Consider the following 20096-nt stretch of genomic DNA (forward strand, 5'->3'; position numbering starts at 1 on the left):
ATCACATGAGTGAATTAAACCGAATGCTGAGCGATCTTTCCTCGCCAGAGAGCCATCCCAACCGCGTCGCCCCTGTTGCGATCCCTTCAGTGTGGGGATTTCGCTTTGCACGTGTTGCGTTAGCGTTGGTTGCCACCTTGGTAGGGGCAACGGGAATATCTTGGGCTTTGGTGAGTGGTGAAGATAAGACAGCTTTAGGCTCGGCGCAGCTTTTGCCAACAAAACAGAATGTGGAAACGCCTGAATCAAGCGTGGCAGTGATCCCTGCATCTAAAGTGCAACCTTCAATGCCATCACCGACGCCATCACCGACGCTAAAAGTGGTGACGCGCGAGGTGAGCTTTGTGGAAACGAAAAGACCTGCAGCAGTGGCATCTCAGACCAACGCTGTCATGACAGAGAAAACAACGGTGACCAGTGAGCCCGTGTTACCAGAACCGGTCTTGATTGCACAAGTCCAGACGACGCCCAAGCCCGTTTCGATGTCGGAACCCGTCAACACTGTATCAGAAGTTAGTGACGCTTCGGCGGTAACCCCTGAGTCGTCACTCTCCGTCGAAACCATTGAATTATCCGGCGAAGAGTTAGCGGCGATTGCCTATGACAAAGCCCAAAAGCGCGCACAAGTAGGAGACACCAAAAAGGCGACGTCTTACCTGCGTGATGCCGTGAAATACGACGCCAACCATATTGCCGCGACCAATCAACTTGCAGGCTTGCTCTATGGTCGCAATCAGTTGCGTGATGCGGAATCTGTATTGCGAAAAGGCATCAGTGCCAATCCGTCTTCGGCATCACTAAAGCTGACACTGGCGCGTATGTACCAGCAAAGTCAGCGTGAAGAATCCGCGCTCAATGTGCTCTTGGCACCTGCGAGCGTGTTAGACAGCGACCAAATTCGTTACGTGTCTTTGCGCGCATCATTGGCGCAAAAATTAGCGAAGCATGAAATTGCGAAGCAAAGCTACCAATGGCTTGCAGAGCGCGAGCCGACGGATGGGCGCTGGTGGTTGGGGCTGGGTATTTCCGCTGAACGCGAAAAAGATTATGCCAACGCAGAGCGTGGTTATGGCAAAGCGATCACTGTTGGCGGCCTGAGCAACGAGTCGGTGCAATTTGCCCGTCAACGCTTGGCCTATCTAAAAAGTCAGCCGCAGAAAGGAGCAGACAATGGCCGTTAAACTGCGAAAACGTCTCGGTGACTTGCTGGTCGAAGAGAACATTATTACCGACGCAAATCTGACTTCGGCGCTGAATCGTCAGTCTGAAACCGGCAATAAGCTTGGCGATACCCTGATTGAAATGGGTATCTTGTCAGAAAGCAAAATGCTGGACTTTCTTGCCCGCCAACTCGGCGTGCCTTTGATTGATCTCAGCTTGACCCAAGTTGATCCGAATGCCGTCAGTTTGTTGCCCGAAGTTCATGCTCGCCGCTTACGCGCCTTAGTGATTGGTCGCATTGGGAACACAGTGCGTGTTGCTATGTCTGATCCCGCGGATCTCACGGCGCAAGAAAGTGTGCTTAACCTGTTACACCAATATCAGGTCGAGCTATTGATCGCGGCAGAGCAATCGCTGATCAATGCGTTCGATCGTTATTATCGCCGTACCAGTGATATCGCGTCATTTGCCGAACGATTGCAGGCTGAGCACGGCGTTAAACTCGAACAAAACTTCGGAACTGAAGACGAGCAGTCTGATGAAGTCACCGTTGTTAAGCTGATTAACTCTCTGTTTGAAGATGCGGTGCAAGTGAATGCATCAGACATTCATATTGAGCCCGATGCCGATGCACTGCGTATTCGCCAGCGTATCGATGGTGTGTTGCATGAGACGCTATTGAAAGAGCGCGCCATTGCTTCTGCATTGGTGCTGCGCTTGAAGCTCATGAGTGGCATGGATATCTCCGAAAAGCGCTTGCCACAGGATGGGCGATTCAATCTTAACGTTCGTGGCAATGCCATTGATGTGCGTGTTTCCACGCTGCCTGTGCAATATGGCGAGTCTGTGGTCATGCGTTTGCTCAACCAATCGGCAGGCGTATTACAGTTGGAAGAAGTGGGCATGGACGCGCACATGCTGCAGCGTTTTCGCGCTCAGCTTCGTCGTCCACACGGCATGATTTTGGTTACGGGGCCAACGGGTTCCGGTAAAACCACCACGCTATATGGCGCACTAAACGAACTGAACGTGCCGGGGAAGAAAATCCTCACCGCGGAAGATCCGGTGGAATATCGTTTACCGCGTATTAGCCAAGTTCAGATCGCCAGCAAAATTGGTCTGACATTCTCGTCAGCGCTGCGCACCTTCCTGCGTCAAGACCCCGATATTATTCTGGTCGGTGAGATGCGTGATTTGGAAACCGTTGAAATTGGTCTTCGCGCCGCACTGACTGGTCACTTGGTTCTCTCGACATTGCACACCAACAATGCCATTGACAGTGCATTGCGCTTGTTAGATATGGAAGCACCGGGTTACTTGGTGGCGAGTTCTGTGCGTGCCGTGCTGGCACAACGACTGATTCGCCGTATTTGCCCAGATTGCAAAGTGCCCCATGCCACAGAAGACATGGAAACCATGTGGCTGACTGCGATTCAGCCAAACATGGTCAATCAAGGTTTTTACCAAGGTCGCGGCTGTCAGACCTGTAACTTTACCGGCTATAAAGGCCGAATCGGTGTGTTTGAGCTTCTCGAAATCACGCCTGATTTGATGGATGCGCTTCGCGCTAATGATACTCAAACATTCGCCATGTTGGCGGAGCGACAGGCAGGCTACAAACCGCTGGTGCATAGCGCATTGGAGTTTGTCCAGCAGGGTCAAACGTCATTGGAAGAGGCAATGAAGCTTTCTGAAGCCGCATCATTGTCGATGGCGAGTGCGTAATGGCGCGTTATCGCTACACGGCGCGAGACGCGAAAGGCAAGCGTGTTACGGCAGTTTTAGACGCCGCAACCGAAAGTGAAGCCATCGCTTCAATTGGCGATTTAGGCATGATCTTGCTGTCTCTTGAGCCGACGAAAGCGAACGTAAAAAAAGCATCAACCCCGCTGTTTCAGCGCAAGGTAAAGCTGGAATCCGTGGTGGTGTTCTGCCGCCAAATGTACAGCCTGACCAAAGCAGGCGTGCCCTTGCTTCGCGCCATCAAAGGCTTGTCGCAAAGCACCACAGATAAAGCCCTCAAAGAGGCGCTTGAAAGTGTGGGGACAGAGCTTTCCAATGGTCGCCCAATGTCAGCGGCGATGCGCGATCATGGGCATGTGTTTAGCGACTTATTTGTGTCGCTAATCCAAGTGGGTGAAAACACGGGTCGATTGGATGACGCCATGTTGCAGCTCGCGGAATATTACGAACAAGAAATGGAAACCCGTCGCCGCATTAAATCGGCGCTGCGTTACCCCACGTTCGTGTTGATGGTGATTGTGGCGGCAATGGCGTTTTTGAACGTCAAAGTCGTACCGCAGTTTGCGGGAATGTTTGCCAAGTTCGGCTCGGATTTGCCGTTACCCACCAAGATATTGATGGCGACATCGAGCTTCTTTGTCGATTTCTGGTGGTTGATTGTGTTCTCCACCGTCTGCCTCACCATGGGGTGGCACTTGTGGAAACAAACCGACAAGGGGCGCGTGAAGTGGGACCAATTTAAACTGCGCATTCCCTTGGTAGGACCTTTGGTGAACCGCGCATTGATGTCGCGTTTCTCTCGTACTTTTGCCTTGATGCTACGCGCCGGTGTGCCGCTTAACACGGCATTGCAGATGTCAGGTGAAGCGCTGGATAACCATTTCCTTGCGGGGGAAGTGGACAAAATGAAAGCGGCGATTGAATCCGGTATTAACCTCAGTTCGGTCACCGCAGACAGCAAACTGTTTACGCCGTTGGTACACCAGATGATCCAAGTCGGCGAAGAGACGGGACAGATAGATAATTTGCTGTTGGAAGCGAGCGATTTTTACGACCGCGAAGTGGATTACGACCTGAAAACACTGTCAGCGCGCATGGAGCCTATTTTGCTGATGATCGTGGCGGGCATGGTGTTGATCCTCGCATTGGGTATTTTCTTGCCGATGTGGAACATGCTTGATCTGATCCGCGGCGGATAAATGCGATTTCTTAGCTGGGATCGCACCCCGGCAGAGTGGGGGATTGTCACTCTGATTGTGGGCGTTTTGGCATTGGCAGTGCTCCCTGTACTCGATCGGGTGATGCAGTTTGCCGATGACGTGGAATTTCGTTATCTCGCGAATGCGTTTGAAGGTTCAGCCCAAAACATACAAATGCGATCAGCATTAAAAACAGAGAATAAACAAAGCGATATCGTTACTGTCGATAATGTCAGTTTCAGAATGACACACAGTGACAACGCAATCAGTGGTTTTCCGTTTGCACTGGAAAACGGCGCAAAACAACTCAGTAACCTTACCGCGCAAGATTGCGGAGCGTTACTGAATCATTTTACTGATCAGTCTTACTGGTTAGAGACAGATACACGGCCGGAGGCACTAAAACGCCCTCAGCCAAAAGTTCGCGCAGTAGTGATGCAGGATAGCGATAACTTGCAACCCTATTGTCGATTTGAAAGACCGGTTCGCACCGGGTTTTGGAGTGATGGTGAGCCCGACTTTTTGGATCACCATGTTTTTACTTACTACCCGGTGACTGGCCGCGTAGAGGTTTTGAGAGAAAATCAGGAGAAATAGAATGAAACGTCAAGGCGGTTTTACACTGATCGAAATGATCGTGGTGATTGTGATTCTGGGTATTTTGGCGGTAACGGCAGCGCCTAAGTTTCTGAATTTCCAAGATGACGCGCGTGATGCTGCGCTTGAGGGGCTTCGAGGAGCAATTAATAGTGCGAGCAGCATGGTTCAGGGCAAATATTTAATCAATGGTAAGGAGAGTGACGGGACTGTTGATGATGTTTTGGTCGCAACTAATGGCTACCCTGTAGCATCAGATGCTGGTATTTCATTAGCCATTGTTGGTGTGGCGGAGGATGCAAGTGACACCACCAGTGATTGGAAAGAACATAAGGTTGTCGGCACCACGATTGAATACACCTTCAACAATTCGCAAGGTGGAAAACGTTGTGTTGTTTATTCAAATGCATCAGCGAATACGACCGATATTCCTTCAACTGAAGTAAAAAACTGTACACCGTAATATTTACATGACAAAAGGATTCACCCTAATCGAGCTGGTCACTGTCTTGGTGATCCTCGGTATTATTAGTGTGTTTGCCGTACCGCTCTTGTCGGGATCTGAAGCTTTTTCAGTGAACGGGGCGCGGGATGCTGGCTTGTCTGTCGCTAGGCAAGTTCAGCTTAGGGCAATGCAGCAGGAAGACCCTTCTGCTGACTGCCATGCCCTGAACGTGACTGCCTCCCGCATGGGGGGCAGTGCCGCTTCTGGCTGTGGTTTTAATACCGATCGCAGTGATGTGGTGGATTTATCGGATTCTTCCGTTCGCATCTCACCACAACAAACGATTTATTTTGATTTGTTGGGGCGACCCATAGATTCGGACAAGAAGCGCATTTGCGTATCATCTGAATGCCAAATAACCTTTTCGCTAGGCGCGAGTCGCGCGAGTATTTGCCTAAACAGCGAGGGTTATTTCTATGCCTGCCGCTGAAAAAAACACACAAGCTTCAAACTCAATTTCTCGCCATCAGCGTGGTTATACGCTGGTGGAATTAGTTATCGGCATTGTCGTATTCGGCGTTGCCTTGGTGCTGATCAGCACCACGTTATTCCCTATGTTCGCCAAATCCGCCAACCCGCATTTTGAAGCCCGTGCGGCTGCGCTGGGGCAAGCGGTAATGAACCAAGTGTTGGCACGACAGTTTGACCGCAACTCTGATCCCAACGGCAGCCGTTGGCGCTGCGACGAAGACGCCGATGCGCTATTGGCGCAAGGAATTATTTCCCCGAACCCTGTGCCGACATGCACACCTACACCACTTTCAGCGAACGAAGGGTTTATTGCCACAGAAGATTACATTGGCTGTTGGGGTGACAGTAGCGTGTGTACTCGCCCATACCGAGGCACGTTGAGTCATTTAATCGGAGGCACTGCTGACGACTACCGTGGTTTCACGGTAGATATTAACGTGGTGTATGACAACAGCACGTTTGATGATTCGACAGGTAACAGCAAGCTCTATAAACGCATTGATATGGCTGTCGATACCGGACAATTTGGCCGTTTTGATTTCACAGCGTATCGGAGTAATTTCTGATGTCTGGTTTGCGATTATCACGACAACGCGCACCATCAAAGCGTGTAAACCAAGGTTTCACACTGGTTGAACTGATCGTTACGCTGACCATTCTGGCGATTGTCTCTGTTGGGATTTTTGGCTTTATTGAATCCAGCGCCACGGGTTACGTGGAATCCCGTGACCGTGAAGCGCTGCAATCCCAAGCCCGTTTTGCTGTTGAACGCTTGGGGCGAGAGCTTCGTCACTCAGTACCAAACAGCATGACGGTGTGGGATGGCGGTTCGTGTTTAACCTACACCCCTATTCGTTATTCTGGTGTGCATAATCAGTTAGAAGAAAATACGAAGACACTGGATGTTGCGCTGTCTACCGAACAAACCAATTGGCAAGACGCAGTCAAAGGTGGTGATCATCGCTTGGTATTTCTGCCAATGACACCGTCAGACCTTGTCGGTGGTGCGGCAAACAGTTTTGCGATTACTGATGCGTCGGGGAATACCCTGACGCTTGATAAACTTCCCGCTGCTGAATGGCCTGCAGCATCGCCATCTCAGCGTGTTTACCTATACAACCATTCAGTGACGTTGTGTTTTGATAATGGCGAGCTTCGTCGACGCGTGAACGATGGCGCGATGCCAAAAAATGTCACGCTGGCACAAAATATCGCGACCGGTAGTCGTTTCAATCTTTCTGGTGAGTCACTCTCAAGCGGTAACCTGATCAACATTTACTATCGCTTCAATCAATCCGGTGAAACCTCTATCTATAACCAACAAGTACAGGTTCTCAATGCGCCTTAGTTCTTCGTCTTCTTTGCAACGCCAACAAGGCAGCATGCTGATTGTTGCGGTGTTTGCGATTACCGCATTGGCAGCACTCGGCGCTGCCTTGATGCAAATCACTTGGTCACAAAGCGACACCACAACCCGAGAAGTGCTGGGTACACGCGCTTGGTTGGCTGCAAATAGCGGTACAGAAATGGCGATGGCGCAGCTGTTTCCATTAGCAAAAGACGCAGATAACCTCCCAGAAGCCAGTTGTAGTGCGACGGTGATAACCACCAATTTTAATTCCGCTGGCCTGACGGGCTGCTCTGTTTCTGTCACCTGTAACCCTGTTGGTGTCGCGCCTTTGGCGCAATATCGCATTGAGAGTAAAGGCGAATGTGGAAGTGGACATTTGAGCGTGGTGCGTGTTCAAGAGAGTTGGGCGAGGGGGATTGTACAGTGATGAGAGTCGTATTAGTTTTAGTGGCTCTGCTGTTTAGTACCACTCTTTTGGCATCCTCCAATGGCGTGTACTTCCCGGGGCCAGCGCAGGCACCTGATCTTCCTGCGAGTGCTGGAAACGCAAAAAACTGTGGCCCACACAACCCGCCGAATGCCAAAAATTGTTTGCAAATTACGAGCATATCCACCATTTATCAGCCCGATAAAAATCCCGTTGAAGTGGGATTTGAACACGCATTCTATGGAGATGGTACCACCTGCAATGACTATGGAGATGCTCCACGAAATTCATGTGTCGAAACGGGCAACAGAGCGCAAGATAAGCGACTGGCTGTTTTGTTGAAACAGAGCGCGGGCGGTGTGCTGGAGGACGATAAAACCTATCCTTTAGATCATACTCAGACAGTTCACCACTTTGATGACTCTACACCTAACTACCATACGTTTTCCATACGCTACCAAAGTACAGTGACGTTCGAAGAAGGATCCTACTATTTTGGAGATGTGATAGTCGGTGAAAACGTTGATATAGTTATCAACGGACCTGTGGAGCTCCACGTTAACAGGCTGAAATTGTCGGACAAAGTAAAAATAAATATTAAGGGTGATCCTAAAAATTTGATTTTCTGGGTTCATCAAGAGGAAAGCCACGACACTTTGTATAGTGCGCAAATCGGCTCCGACTCTACTATTTATGGTTATGTCTATTCTGTAGGAACAGTGAAGTTGTCTGGCACCACGCAACCTGGAACGTGGGGAACAACGATCTACGGAGCGGTAACGGCAAAATCATTGGTATTGGCAAACGAGTCGATTATTAAATTTGGTGGCTTTCTCGACAGCTATGAGCTCACAATAGACCCTATGTCGGACAGCACAAACACCTGCTCACGAATTCCTATTACCTTCAATATCACCGATGACAAAGGTGAAATCCAGAGAGATATTTCTGGAGATCTAACGGCTCAAGCGACCAATTTTACCGATACGGCATGCTGGGCGACGAGCGAGAACGGGTTGTGCTCGAATGGTCCAACTAAAGAAGTCGTGTTGCGTTCGGGCAGCACCAAACTTTGGCTTCAAAACAAAGCCATTGGCACCGTGAACGCAGAAGCTACTGTTATCTCAAATGAAACCGGAGAACTCACCTCCGAACAAGGCAACTACACCTTCAAAGCGGGTGGATTTCGTTTCTCTCCTTCACCCCTGAAAATGGTGGCTGGCAAGCCAGAGAAGCTCTCCATTGAAGCCGTTTATGGCGATTGCGACCCTACCCCGATACCTGATTATGAAGGGACGAAAACGCTTAAGTTTGGCGAAGCGTCTTATCTGCAACCAACCTATGCGGGCGGGCCTGCGCCGACAAAGCCTACGATCAATGATAAATCAGGCGAGCAAACGCTCAATGTTAACTTTGTCGATGGGCGAGCCAACAATGCGGTGACGGTGAGGTATGCAGACGCTGGGGCTCTGAGCATTCCTGTGGAGGAAGTATCGGCAGGAAAGAGCGGTGATGGGGATGAGACAGATATACCGGAAGCTCCGGAAAAGAATGCTGAGACAGAAAAGCTTCGAGGTGACGCAACCTTGCATGTTCGCCCATACACATTCGCGATTTGTGACGTAAAAGCTCAAGACAAAGGGCAGTCAAAAGCTGCTGATGCGTTTACTTACGCCGGTGCGCCGTTTTCGGCGTACTTAAGGCCAGTTGTTTGGTTGTTGGGTGATAAAACAGATTCGTCCTTGATTGATCTTTCCGGAAAAGAATACTGCTCTCGTCTTTCCACGCCGAGTTTTTGGCATCCTGATGCGCCTGACGCCAGAGTTACGATTAATAATACGGCGCAAGTTGTGACGCCCACTGGTGGTACGTCAGCGTCAGTGAGTGGGGCGACAAATCAAAACCACACCGAGGCGATCAACGGCAGGTATGAATATCCATCCTTATCGTTGAATAATGTTGGCACGTTCAAACTGCGTTCTCGTGTTGTAGATAGCTACCTTGGGATGACGGTCAATCGAGCTGACTTACCTGTTGGGCGTTTTTATCCGTCTCATTTTATGGTTACGCCAGAATTTGAATCTGGGGTATCTCGCAGCCACGATAGTTTGCATCAAGGGTTTACTTACCTGAATCAACCGTTTTCTGGTGTTTACGTTATTAACGCCGCTACCACGTTTGATACCCCTGTGAGCAACTATCATTTGCGAAGTGATAAAGCAGTATTTGATGGCTGGGTGATAGACCCTGTGAGTGGCTACCCGTATGCCGGGACGGATTTAACAACGCGTTGGGCATTTACACCCGACCCCTCGGTGGGGCAGCAAGGGCAATGGAAGGCGGGGAAGAATGGTGAGAGTGAGTGGGTTATTGATGGCCAAATGTCGATTGTTAAAGACGCTGTACCCGAAAGCCCTTTTACTCCACTTAGGTTTGCCGTAGGGGCTATCTCGTTCGATCAAGATAATACCGACTTTGTGTATTGCAAGAATGTCTCTGAAACTGGTTGTGAAATGCGGGTTATTAAGCCACAGGGGAGCGGTAACCCTTCGTTAAGTGGTGTTCAAATAGCAATTGATGATTTCTATTTCGGTCGCATGAGAATCGAAGGATTTACTGATACTAAGACGCCGTTCAGTGAACAAACCCTGCCTGTTGCAGTCGAAGTCTTTAACGGCACGCACTTTGTTACCAATACACGAGACAACGCGACAATCGTTTCTTCGGAAATTGGTAAGAAAGACGTGTTGTTTAGCGATAAAACCAACAACGCCGCTTTACAGGCTAAGATAGAGCTGCGTGATGATGCAAAAAAAGTCGTGAAGACAAAAAACGTTAAAGAAGGCCGTGCAGAGTTCCATGTTATCCCTCCTGACCAAAGCGCTGGGTTAAACCGCGAGCAGTTTCGGTACTGGCAGCAACTTGATAAAGCCGTGAGCGGTGTTGTGCCTCAAACTTGGTTGCAACACAATTGGCAAGGTAGTGCGTTTGACGATGATCCTTCCGCCATTGGCGTTTTTGGTTTTTATCGAGGAAGTGATCGAGTTATCTATAAAGGTGAAAAAAACATCACTTTGACAGGGGAATGAAAAAAAAGACTGATCTCATTCAGGTTTGTAGATCATCACCTTGCCGCGCCCCGTCTGCATTGGTACATTTAGCGGAATTTGAAAAATTTTAACGCTTGCAGGATTAACCGAAGATTATGTTTAAGAAACTTCGTGGTATGTTCTCCAACGATCTGTCTATCGATCTGGGAACCGCTAACACCCTTATCTATGTAAAAGGGCAAGGAATTGTTCTTGATGAACCTTCCGTTGTCGCTATCCGTCAAGATCGTGCAGGCTCTCCAAAAAGCGTTGCGGCAGTCGGTCATGAAGCAAAACAAATGCTGGGCCGTACGCCAGGTAACATTGCTGCTATCCGTCCTATGAAAGACGGCGTTATTGCAGACTTCTACGTGACTGAGAAAATGCTTCAGCATTTCATCAAAACGGTGCATGACAACAGTTTCATGCGTCCAAGTCCTCGCGTGTTGGTGGCTGTGCCTTGCGGTTCAACCCAAGTTGAACGCCGTGCGATTCGTGAGTCGGCGCTAGGTGCCGGTGCGCGTGAAGTGTATTTGATTGATGAGCCTATGGCCGCAGCGATTGGTGCAGGTTTACCTGTGTCAGAAGCAACCGGTTCTATGGTGGTCGATATCGGTGGTGGTACAACAGAAGTTGCTGTTATCTCTCTGAACGGTGTTGTTTACTCATCATCTGTTCGTATCGGCGGTGACCGTTTTGACGAGTCTGTAATCAACTACGTGCGTCGTAACTACGGCAGCTTGATCGGTGAAGCAACCGCTGAGCGCATCAAGCACGAAATTGGTTCTGCGTATCCTGGCGATGAAGTCTTAGAAATTGAAGTTCGCGGTCGCAACCTTGCTGAAGGTGTACCACGTAGCTTTACGCTAAATTCAAACGAAATTCTGGAAGCGCTGCAAGAGCCGCTAACGGGTATCGTGTCTGCGGTGATGGTTGCACTCGAGCAGTGTCCACCAGAACTAGCATCTGACATTTCTGAGCGCGGTATGGTATTGACGGGTGGCGGTGCATTGCTTCGCGATCTTGATCGTCTGCTAACAGAAGAAACCGGTATTCCTGTGGTTGTTGCTGAAGATCCGCTGACATGTGTTGCACGTGGTGGTGGTAAAGCGCTGGAGATGATCGACATGCATGGTGGCGATCTGTTCAGCGAAGACTAATCGTCTTCCATCAATTCCAGTAAAAAACAGGTTGTGACTGAATGAAACCAATGTTTGGCCGTGGGCCATCTTTACAACTACGCCTGTTTTTCGCTCTTTTGATATCAGCCAGCCTTATGCTGGCTGATAGTCGTCTTGGTGCATTCACTAACTTTCGCTATGTGCTCAACTCTGTGGTTGCGCCGCTGCAATATGCGTCCAATGTGCCACGAGATCTCCTTGATAGTTTGTTCCGCCAATTCTCGTCTCATCAACAGCTTTTGATCGACAACAGTCAGTTAAAAGAAGAAGTGTTGATGCTACGCAGCAGCCAGTTGCTGTTTGATCAAATGGAACAAGAAAACCAACGATTGAGAGAGCTACTTGGTTCCCCTTTCGTGCGAGACGAACGCAAAATGGTGGCCGAGGTGATGGCGGTTGACTCTGATCCTTACAAGCATCAGGTCATGATCGACAAAGGGCGAACAAACGGTGTTTATGAAGGGCAACCCGTGATTAATGAACGCGGGATTGTCGGACAAGTTTCCTATGTTGGCGCGCACAATAGCCGCGTGTTGCTGATCACTGACCCCACCCATGCGATTCCTGTGCAGGTGGTACGAAACGATGTTCGTGTGATTGCTGCGGGTCGCGGGCAAACGGACAATATCCAATTAGAGAATATTCCAAGCAGTGCAGATATTGAACCGGGCGATATGCTGGTGACATCTGGCTTGGGAGGCGTGTTCCCTGAAGGCTATCCTGTTGCAAAAGTGACGTCGTTTTCATTTGATAACCGTCGCCCATTCGCGCAAGTTGACTCGAAACCCGAAGTACAATTTGACCGACTTCGCTACCTGTTGCTGGTGTGGCCGAGCAATGTGGAAAAGCAGCTAGAACAGCAGAAAGCTGAGGCAATGCTAGACGATGAGATGGATCCTCTGACGCCAGAAATTGAAACACAAACGCCTGACGTTGAAGCGCAAAAGCCTGACACTGACGAGCAGCCTAAGCCTGATGCACAAAAAGAGATAACCAATGGCTAATTCTACCTTTCGCGGTCACGCGTTGATCTGGCTATCGTTCATTGTTGCCCTCATTTTGCAAGCTGCGCCTTGGCCGGGAGAGCTCGCGCCTTTCCGTCCATCTTGGGTGTTACTAGTGGCATTTTATTGGGTGCTGGCATTGCCGCATCGCGTCAATGTGGGTACGGCGTTGGTCGTCGGCCTACTTTGGGACCTCATGTTAGGCTCTACACTAGGTGTACGTGGCTTAATGATGTCTGTGCTGGTTTATATTGTGGCGCTTAATTTCCAAATGCTTCGCAACATGTCTTTGTGGCAGCAAGCGGTGATTTTGTCTCTGCTGACCTTGGCGGGCAAAGTTTTAGAGTTTTGGGCTGAATATCTTGTATCAAATGTTCAGTTTGATCCCACACAGCTATGGGCGGGTGTGCTCAACTTCTTGTTGTGGCCTTGGCTCTTTTTACTGCTAAGACGGGTTCGCCGTCAGTTTTCGATTAAATAGTCTGGAGAAGCAATGGCAGATATTCAGCTTTACCTTGCGTCTGCTTCACCTCGCAGGAAGGCATTGCTTGAACAGCTCTCTGTTCGCTTTTCTGTTTTGCGCGTTGACGTAGAAGAGCAACGAGAATCTCATGAAGAAGCGGCGGACTATGTCCGCCGTTTGTCCCTTGATAAAGCAATGGCGGGTGTTGAAGCCGCCCCCGAACCTCTGCCCGTTCTGGGCTCAGACACCATCGTAGTCTGTGACGGAGAGGTGCTAGAGAAGCCGCGTGATCTGAATGACTCTCGACGTATGTTGAGTATGCTATCGGGTCGTCAGCATCAGGTGATGACGGCAGTGACCATTGCTGACAGGAACCATTCATTGACTACGCTTGTCACAACTCATGTATGGTTTAAATCACTGCTTGATAAAGACATTGATGCTTACTGGCAAAGTGGAGAGCCTTGCGACAAAGCGGGTAGTTATGCGATTCAGGGGCTGGGTGGCCGTTTCGTGACACGTATTGATGGTAGCTACCACGCGGTGGTGGGGTTACCCCTTTACGAGACTGAAGCTCTGTTGAACGAATTCCAAAAATTATGTGGTGAATACCTATGAACGCAGAGTTATTGATTAACGTTACGCCAACTGAAACCCGTGTTGCCATGATTGAGGGTGGCAATCTACAAGAAGTGCATATTGAACGTGAAGCGAAGCGCGGTATTGTTGGCAATATCTACAAAGGTAAGGTCAGCAGAGTGTTGCCGGGCATGCAAGCGGCCTTTGTTGATATCGGCCTAGATAAAGCGGCCTTTCTTCATGCTTCGGACATTGTTCCACACACCGAGTGTGTGTCTGAGAACGAAAAGCAGCAATTTCAGGTGCGCGATATTTCTGAGCTAGTGCGACAGGGCCAAGATATTGTGGTGCAAGTGGTCAAAGATCCACTGGGCACAAAAGGCGCACGTCTCACGACAGATATTACGTTGCCATCCCGTTACCTTGTCTTCATGCCAGGAGCTTCTCATGTAGGTGTATCTCAGCGCATTGAAAGCGAGGAAGAACGAGATCGTTTGAAAAAAATCGTTTCGCGCTATTGTGATGATCTTGGTGGATTTATTATCCGAACGGCTGCCGAAGGCGCTTCAGATGAAGAAATGAATCAAGATGCGGCTTTCCTTAAGCGTTTGTGGAACAAAGTTATCGAGCGCCGCTCAAAGCGCCCATCTAAGTCGATGCTTTACGGTGAGCTAGGTTTGGCACAGCGCATTTTACGTGACTTTGTCGGTACAGAGTTAGACATCATTCGTGTCGATTCTCGCACGGGTATGGAAGCGCTCCGTGAATTTACCGAAGAGTTTGTGCCTGAACTGAGCCCGAAGCTTGAACTGTATACGGGTGAGCAACCGATCTTCGATATGTACGATACGGAGAACGAAATTCAACGTTCGTTGGATCGTAAAGTTGAATTGAAGTCAGGCGGTTACATCATCATCGATCAGACTGAAGCCATGACCACCATTGATATCAACACGGGTGCGTTTGTGGGACGCCGTAATCTCGAAGAGACGATTTTCAACACCAACACGGAAGCGACAAAGGCGATTGCTCGTCAGCTACGTTTGCGCAATCTTGGTGGCATCATCATTATCGATTTCATCGACATGATTTCAGATGAGCATCGTCAGCGAGTCGTGCAATCGCTTGAACAAGCCTTACAAAAAGACCGCGTAAAAACCAACATCAATGGCTTTACTCAACTTGGTTTGGTTGAGATGACGCGTAAGCGCACTCGCGAAAGTATTGAGCATGTGCTGTGTGGGCAATGCCCAACGTGTGTGGGTCGAGGCTCTGTGAAAACTGTAGAAACGGTATGTTATGAAGTACTGCGCGAAATCACTCGCGTTAATCGCGCGTATGATGCGGATAAATTTGTCGTTTATGCATCGCCAGCTGTCGGTGAAGCGTTGGAAGGTGAAGAGTCTCACGCAGTGGCAGAGCTGGAAGTGTTTATCGGTAAGCAAGTTAAGGTACATATTGAGCCGCTATACACCCAAGAACAATTTGATGTAGTGATGATGTAATCAGGCGCTGATACTGGCGTGGTGTATGTAGCTTCATGATGAATATAGTTAAATGGTAAAGGTTGCCCAGCGATTGGCTGGAATTCTCACGTGGTTGGTGGTTATCGTTTTGGTGACCGCCGCGGTTGTGACGGCTTCAATGCGCCTAGTACTTCCCAACTTGGATGCCGCGAAAGCGCCAATTCAACGTTGGGCAAGTCAAGAAAGTGGATTTCATGTTGAATTCTCAACCTTTCAAGGGCATTGGCGTTATCTTCTTCCTTCGCTTTCCCTCCATGATTTCACGCTTTCTACCAATGAGGGCGGACACAGTGTGTTGTCTGCAACAAGCATTGAAATGCAGTTCGACCTTTTGGCCAGTTTTCAGCGTAGAGAACCCACGTTTACCAATGTCAGTATTGATGGTTTAGCGGTCGACCTTACTCAACTTCCTGAACGAAATACCGCATCGGACAAAAGCGGCAGTTTAGCCACTCAGCTAGAAAATTTGTTCTTAGTCGGCCTTGGGCAATTTGCCATCCACGATGCGAGTGTCACCGTATTGTCGCCATCTGATGAGCGAAAGACCATCAATATAGAATCACTGCGTTGGGATAACCAGTCGAGCCAACATCGTGTGCAAGGTGTGGTGAGTGTGGAAGGGACGTCGCTCAATCAAGTTGATATTCGCGGTGTTTTCACTGAAAGCGATGGTCTCGCATCTTTAAGTGGCGATTTTTATCTAAACGCTGAGGATGTGTCACTCAGGGCGTGGATCGCTAAATTCATTAATCCGGATGTGGCTTTGTCTAAAGCGAAAGTCGCAGGGCAAGCTTGGTTGACGGTTGAGAATGGCATGCCTAAAACGGCACTGGTGAGCTTGACTGACAGTGTCATTGCTTGGGGAGCCAAAGCACCAACACTTCAAACGCACGATACCTCGCAATCTGTTTCGATCCGTCGAGGTCAAATTCTACTTGAGCGCTCGGGAGATAATAATTGGCGGGTTGCGACCGAAGATTTTGCCATTAAAACAGGTAAAGTCCTGTGGCCTGAACCTAAGTTACGTGCCGATATTTCCCGCGATGCTTGGGCAGTGAATTTGGCTGCGCTGGACTTATCGTTGCTATTGCCGCTGCGAAATATGTTTGTGATTCCGGATGATGTCGAGCATGCACTGACGTCACTATCACTGACGGGCAATGCCTCAGATATTCGTCTCGCTAAACCGAAAACGTCAGACATTGCTTACTCTGTTCATCTTGATGACGTCGCATTTCAGCATTGGAGCTACTTACCGGAAGTTCACAAACTACACGTCTCGTTGGCGGGAGTAGGAACAAACGGTAAAGCCACCTTAGCGCTCCAAGATGACATCTTGCCGTATGGCGAATTTTTCCAAGCGCCGTTACCCATAGAGCAAGGTGATGTCACTGCTTACTGGGATTACACCGATGAGCGTGTCGTTGTGTGGTCGGACAATGTCGCGGTGCGATCGCCCGATCTTAACGTTGTGGGTGAGTTCCGACTCGATATTCCTTTTGAAGGGAGCAGTTGGCTATCGTTCTATGCCGAAGCTAATGCGAAGAATGCAGGGGAAACATGGCGCTATTTACCAACCTTAGCGCTGGGGTATGAGCTTACGGATTACCTGTCGTCAGCCATTCGAGGCGGTCAGGCCGATCACGCCAAATTGGTTTGGTATGGTGATTTCAACACGTTCCCTTACCCTCAGCATGAAGGTATGTTTCAAGCCTATGTGCCATTAAAGAATGCAAAGTTTAGTTTTGATACTCAATGGCCGATGCTCACTGACCTTGACTTAAACCTATTGTTCCAAAACGACAGCTTGTTTTTGGATGCGAGCAATGTCGGTTTGATGGCGGCGAGAGGCTATGATCTCAAAGGAGAAATACCGTCATTAAGCAATGAAAATGGTCAGTTGTTGATCGATGCAAGAATTGCTTCTAACGGTAACGATTTACACGAATACATGCTGGCTACTCCTTTGGTGGACTCTGTGGGAGCAGCATTAACACATGTGCAAGTCAACGGAGAGGTCGAGGGTGAAATCTCCCTATCTATTCCTTTAAATGGCGATGATGTGGATGTGCAGGGCTCTGCATCCTTAGGTGGGAATCAGGTTGCTATTGCAAGTCCGGAAATCGTCCTGAACAACGTCACAGGAACCATGTCGTTTGATAATGATGTGGTGTGGGCCAAAAAGCTTAAGGCGCAGCTTCTCGACCAGCCCGTTAATATTGGCTTTAAAGGGGAAGCTGAAGCAGAAAACTATTTGGTCAATATAGATATTGATGGCCAGTGGGAAGGTGACAAGCTGAAGGCAGCATTGGAGTTACCCGATCTTCAATTCATAGAAGGGCGTTCGGCATGGGATCTTGGTGTTGATATTGCACTAAAAGACATTGGGTTTACCTACGATGTTTTACTGGATGCCGATCTGACTCACGTCGATATCAATTTGCCTGCGCCGCTGAATAAGCCTTCATTGGTTGAAAGTCATGGTCGCTTAAAGGCCTCGGGAAATGAACGAGGCTTGGTGGGGCAAATTGAGCTACCTCAGCTTAAATATCAAGCGGATGTCGATATCAGTGGAGACAGGCCGACCGTCATTCGAAGTCGTACTGTCGTTGGTGATGGAGAACTATCACTCAAGCCACTATCTGGCGACGCTGTTAGTGTCGATGTGCCAGTGTTGGATGTCATGGCGTGGAAAAACATAATTACTCACTATGAGTTAGCTCAAGAAGGGAAAAAGCATGATTTCCCCGTCAACATGTCACCGCCATCAAGAGTGAATGTGAAAGCGAGTAAAGTGCTGGCAGACGAACTCACGTTTAACCAATTCTCACTCGCGGCGCGCCGGAAAAGCGATGGCTTTCATATTTTGGTAGGCAGTGAGGAGTTGTCGGGTGATGCGTGGTGGGATGAAGATGATCTGCTAACTGTGTCCATTGAGCACTTGTTTTTGAATGTCGATATTGATGATGACACCAACGAAAAAGCGGTGACGCCCGCCACTGCAGGGCGAAAAGCGACAGACATTGACCGTATTTTGATGTCTAAAATCCCGTCGACAGATTTGGTGATAGATGAGCTGTGGCTACAAGGTTACCGAGTGGGGCGTATTGAATCGCAGTTGCTGAAAACCGATCAAAAACTCACCTTGTCGAAATTTAAACTCGCCAGTGGGAACACGCGTTTAACCGCGAATGGCGGCTGGGAAATCTCGCATGATGGGATTAACAAGAGCCACTTAGCGTTTGGTATTCAAGGCCACAATAGTAGCGACTTAATGGGACGCTTTTCTGTTACGGGCGGGATCCAAGATGCCAGTGTCAAGACGAGTGGTAATTTGACGTTTGATGGTGCGCCTTGGTCGTTGGATATCACCACGCTAAATGGTACGTTGGAAACGCGGCTTGAAGATGGCTATGTCAGTGGGGTCGGCGGCGCAGGTCGTTTGCTGGGCCTGTTTAGCTTGGATTCAATCTTGCGAAAAATGCAGCTCGATTTCACTGGTGTATTTGAGGATGGTCTAGCTTTTGATGAGATCAGTGGCAGCGCTTCAATCACTAACGGGGTAATTGTCACGGATAATATCCAGATGAAAGCGCTAGCAGGTGATATGTTTATTAAAGGGATAGCGAATCTAGAGAAAAATCAGGTGAATGCCGAAGTGCGATTTATACCTGATCTCACCTCGGGTATCCCAATATTAACCGCGTTTGCCGTCGCCCCCCAAACAGCGCTATATGTTTTGGCTGTGACGACAGTGCTTTCTCCAGTGGTCGATGCATTTACACAAGTTCGCTATCAGGTTACGGGGTCCATTGATGAACCCATTGTCAGGGAAGTATCGCGAATCACAGGCGAAGTGACCTTGCCAGAACAGGCAACGGAACGCCTGCGCAATGAGCAGAAAGGGAGTAATGAGTAATGACCAAGTTTGGTGTTGTACAGATGAACTCGGGGATAAATGCTGAAGAAAACCTTGATGTACTTGAAGGTCAGCTCAGGCATTTACGCTCTCAGGGGGCTCGCCTCATTCTCACGCCTGAAAACGCATTGGTTTTTGGCCGTAAAGAAGATTACGAAAAATACGCCGAAGAGCTGGGGCATGGCCCATTGCAAAAGCGTCTGTCAGAAATCGCGTTTGAGTTGGGCATTTGGTTAGTGATGGGATCCTTTCCTATTCGCAACCATGATGGCACCTTGAGCACCACATGTTTGGTGTACGATGCCGCAGGGAACTTGCGTGCTTCTTACGAAAAACTGCATATGTTTGATGTGGATATTGCCGACAATCACCGTAGTTATCGTGAGTCTGATACGTTTCGTGCGGGTGAGAACTTAGCGCTGGTCGATACCCCTTTTGGTACGCTAGGTCTCTCAATTTGTTATGACATCCGCTTCCCTCAACTCTACTCTGCACTTCGCCAACGTGGCGCGGACATCATCATGGTTCCGGCTGCTTTTACTAAAGTGACAGGTGCTGCGCATTGGGAAGTGCTACTTCGTGCTCGCGCTATTGAAACACAGTGCTGGGTGCTTGCTGCTGCACAATGTGGCGAACACCAAGGTGGACGAGAGACTTACGGGCACTCGATGATTGTTGACCCATGGGGGCAAGTTGCGTGTCAGCTTAACGATAACGTTGGGACGGCATGGTCTGATGTGGATCTGGCGTCCAATAGCGCAATACGCAGCAAAATGCCGGTATTACAACATGCTCAGTTGCAATGCGTGATGAAATAGCGCAACCTCAATTCATTATTCATCCGGTAGTGGAACTTGCTACCGGACATGTCTTTTTTCAGC

17 protein-coding genes are annotated in these 20096 nt (G+C 49.1%); all 17 read left to right on the forward strand.

Annotation, left to right across the window (positions count from 1 at the left end; all coding sequences use genetic code 11):
- Nucleotides 1-5: 5 nt before the first annotated feature.
- The 17 genes from L4D06_RS03770 to L4D06_RS03850 all read left to right on the forward strand — a co-directional run bounded on the left by L4D06_RS03770 (nt 6) and on the right by L4D06_RS03850 (nt 20033).
- On the forward strand, nt 6-1181 hold the full coding sequence (locus L4D06_RS03770; protein WP_429737922.1) for a tetratricopeptide repeat protein: 1176 nt from the start codon (nt 6-8) through the stop codon (nt 1179-1181).
- Nucleotides 1171-2886, forward strand: coding sequence for a GspE/PulE family protein (locus L4D06_RS03775; RefSeq protein ID WP_429737923.1), 1716 nt, complete (start codon nt 1171-1173; stop codon nt 2884-2886). The genes L4D06_RS03770 and L4D06_RS03775 overlap by 11 nt, the downstream gene beginning before the upstream one ends.
- Nucleotides 2886-4103 (forward strand): type II secretion system F family protein, encoded by a 1218-nt coding sequence (locus L4D06_RS03780; protein WP_429737924.1) that lies wholly within the window; start codon nt 2886-2888, stop codon nt 4101-4103. The genes L4D06_RS03775 and L4D06_RS03780 overlap by 1 nt, the downstream gene beginning before the upstream one ends.
- The gene (locus L4D06_RS03785) at nt 4104-4700 is read left to right on the forward strand and encodes a hypothetical protein (RefSeq protein ID WP_429737925.1); all 597 of its coding nucleotides are present in this window, start codon (nt 4104-4106) and stop codon (nt 4698-4700) included.
- A gap of 1 nt (nt 4701) precedes the next feature.
- On the forward strand, nt 4702-5163 hold the full coding sequence (locus tag L4D06_RS03790; RefSeq protein WP_394211699.1) for a prepilin-type N-terminal cleavage/methylation domain-containing protein: 462 nt from the start codon (nt 4702-4704) through the stop codon (nt 5161-5163).
- Between the two features lie 7 nt (nt 5164-5170).
- Nucleotides 5171-5635 carry a type II secretion system protein gene (locus L4D06_RS03795; RefSeq protein WP_429737926.1) on the forward strand — a complete coding sequence of 155 codons (465 nt, stop codon included), beginning with the start codon at nt 5171-5173 and terminating at the stop codon, nt 5633-5635.
- Complete coding sequence (locus tag L4D06_RS03800; RefSeq protein ID WP_429737927.1) at nt 5622-6242, forward strand: type IV pilus modification PilV family protein; 621 nt, start codon at nt 5622-5624, stop codon at nt 6240-6242. The genes L4D06_RS03795 and L4D06_RS03800 overlap by 14 nt, the downstream gene beginning before the upstream one ends.
- A complete protein-coding gene (locus tag L4D06_RS03805; protein ID WP_429737928.1) occupies nt 6242-7024 on the forward strand; it encodes a PilW family protein in 783 nt (260 codons plus the stop codon). Before L4D06_RS03800 ends, L4D06_RS03805 begins: the two co-directional genes overlap by 1 nt.
- Nucleotides 7014-7454: an MSHA biogenesis protein MshP gene (locus tag L4D06_RS03810; RefSeq protein WP_429737929.1), complete on the forward strand. Its 441-nt coding sequence runs from the start codon at nt 7014-7016 to the stop codon at nt 7452-7454. The genes L4D06_RS03805 and L4D06_RS03810 overlap by 11 nt, the downstream gene beginning before the upstream one ends.
- Complete coding sequence (locus L4D06_RS03815; RefSeq protein WP_429737930.1) at nt 7454-10543, forward strand: DUF6701 domain-containing protein; 3090 nt, start codon at nt 7454-7456, stop codon at nt 10541-10543. Before L4D06_RS03810 ends, L4D06_RS03815 begins: the two co-directional genes overlap by 1 nt.
- 116 nt (nt 10544-10659) lie before the next feature.
- The gene (gene mreB, locus L4D06_RS03820; RefSeq protein WP_028023145.1) at nt 10660-11703 is read left to right on the forward strand and encodes a rod shape-determining protein MreB; all 1044 of its coding nucleotides are present in this window, start codon (nt 10660-10662) and stop codon (nt 11701-11703) included.
- Nucleotides 11704-11744: 41 nt separating this feature from the next.
- Nucleotides 11745-12728, forward strand: a complete 984-nt coding sequence (gene mreC / locus L4D06_RS03825; RefSeq protein WP_274162959.1) for a rod shape-determining protein MreC — start codon at nt 11745-11747, stop codon at nt 12726-12728.
- Nucleotides 12721-13209, forward strand: coding sequence for a rod shape-determining protein MreD (gene mreD, locus L4D06_RS03830; protein WP_274162958.1), 489 nt, complete (start codon nt 12721-12723; stop codon nt 13207-13209). The genes mreC and mreD overlap by 8 nt, the downstream gene beginning before the upstream one ends.
- A gap of 12 nt (nt 13210-13221) precedes the next feature.
- On the forward strand, nt 13222-13809 hold the full coding sequence (locus tag L4D06_RS03835; protein WP_274162957.1) for a Maf family protein: 588 nt from the start codon (nt 13222-13224) through the stop codon (nt 13807-13809).
- The gene (rng, locus tag L4D06_RS03840; RefSeq protein WP_274162956.1) at nt 13806-15275 is read left to right on the forward strand and encodes a ribonuclease G; all 1470 of its coding nucleotides are present in this window, start codon (nt 13806-13808) and stop codon (nt 15273-15275) included. The genes L4D06_RS03835 and rng overlap by 4 nt, the downstream gene beginning before the upstream one ends.
- A 52-nt stretch (nt 15276-15327) precedes the next feature.
- The gene (locus tag L4D06_RS03845; protein ID WP_429737931.1) at nt 15328-19215 is read left to right on the forward strand and encodes a YhdP family protein; all 3888 of its coding nucleotides are present in this window, start codon (nt 15328-15330) and stop codon (nt 19213-19215) included.
- Complete coding sequence (locus tag L4D06_RS03850; protein ID WP_274162954.1) at nt 19215-20033, forward strand: carbon-nitrogen hydrolase family protein; 819 nt, start codon at nt 19215-19217, stop codon at nt 20031-20033. Before L4D06_RS03845 ends, L4D06_RS03850 begins: the two co-directional genes overlap by 1 nt.
- The last annotated feature ends 63 nt before the right edge of the window (nt 20034-20096 follow it).

It is taken from the genome of Enterovibrio makurazakiensis (genome assembly GCF_050336585.1).
GTDB classification, from domain to species: Bacteria; Pseudomonadota; Gammaproteobacteria; order Enterobacterales; family Vibrionaceae; genus Enterovibrio; species Enterovibrio gelatinilyticus.

What these genes read in the sequence shown, in the direction of transcription:
- L4D06_RS03770 (WP_429737922.1), top strand. Translation starts at nt 6, where the DNA reads ATGAGTGAATTAAACCGAATGCTGAGCGATCTTTCCTCGCCAGAGAGC.
- L4D06_RS03775 (WP_429737923.1), top strand. Translation starts at nt 1,171, where the DNA reads ATGGCCGTTAAACTGCGAAAACGTCTCGGTGACTTGCTGGTCGAAGAG.
- L4D06_RS03780 (WP_429737924.1), top strand. Translation starts at nt 2,886, where the DNA reads ATGGCGCGTTATCGCTACACGGCGCGAGACGCGAAAGGCAAGCGTGTT.
- L4D06_RS03785 (WP_429737925.1), top strand. Translation starts at nt 4,104, where the DNA reads ATGCGATTTCTTAGCTGGGATCGCACCCCGGCAGAGTGGGGGATTGTC.
- L4D06_RS03790 (WP_394211699.1), top strand. Translation starts at nt 4,702, where the DNA reads ATGAAACGTCAAGGCGGTTTTACACTGATCGAAATGATCGTGGTGATT.
- L4D06_RS03795 (WP_429737926.1), top strand. Translation starts at nt 5,171, where the DNA reads ATGACAAAAGGATTCACCCTAATCGAGCTGGTCACTGTCTTGGTGATC.
- L4D06_RS03800 (WP_429737927.1), top strand. Translation starts at nt 5,622, where the DNA reads ATGCCTGCCGCTGAAAAAAACACACAAGCTTCAAACTCAATTTCTCGC.
- L4D06_RS03805 (WP_429737928.1), top strand. Translation starts at nt 6,242, where the DNA reads ATGTCTGGTTTGCGATTATCACGACAACGCGCACCATCAAAGCGTGTA.
- L4D06_RS03810 (WP_429737929.1), top strand. Translation starts at nt 7,014, where the DNA reads ATGCGCCTTAGTTCTTCGTCTTCTTTGCAACGCCAACAAGGCAGCATG.
- L4D06_RS03815 (WP_429737930.1), top strand. Translation starts at nt 7,454, where the DNA reads ATGAGAGTCGTATTAGTTTTAGTGGCTCTGCTGTTTAGTACCACTCTT.
- mreB (WP_028023145.1), top strand. Translation starts at nt 10,660, where the DNA reads ATGTTTAAGAAACTTCGTGGTATGTTCTCCAACGATCTGTCTATCGAT.
- mreC (WP_274162959.1), top strand. Translation starts at nt 11,745, where the DNA reads ATGAAACCAATGTTTGGCCGTGGGCCATCTTTACAACTACGCCTGTTT.
- mreD (WP_274162958.1), top strand. Translation starts at nt 12,721, where the DNA reads ATGGCTAATTCTACCTTTCGCGGTCACGCGTTGATCTGGCTATCGTTC.
- L4D06_RS03835 (WP_274162957.1), top strand. Translation starts at nt 13,222, where the DNA reads ATGGCAGATATTCAGCTTTACCTTGCGTCTGCTTCACCTCGCAGGAAG.
- rng (WP_274162956.1), top strand. Translation starts at nt 13,806, where the DNA reads ATGAACGCAGAGTTATTGATTAACGTTACGCCAACTGAAACCCGTGTT.
- L4D06_RS03845 (WP_429737931.1), top strand. Translation starts at nt 15,328, where the DNA reads ATGGTAAAGGTTGCCCAGCGATTGGCTGGAATTCTCACGTGGTTGGTG.
- L4D06_RS03850 (WP_274162954.1), top strand. Translation starts at nt 19,215, where the DNA reads ATGACCAAGTTTGGTGTTGTACAGATGAACTCGGGGATAAATGCTGAA.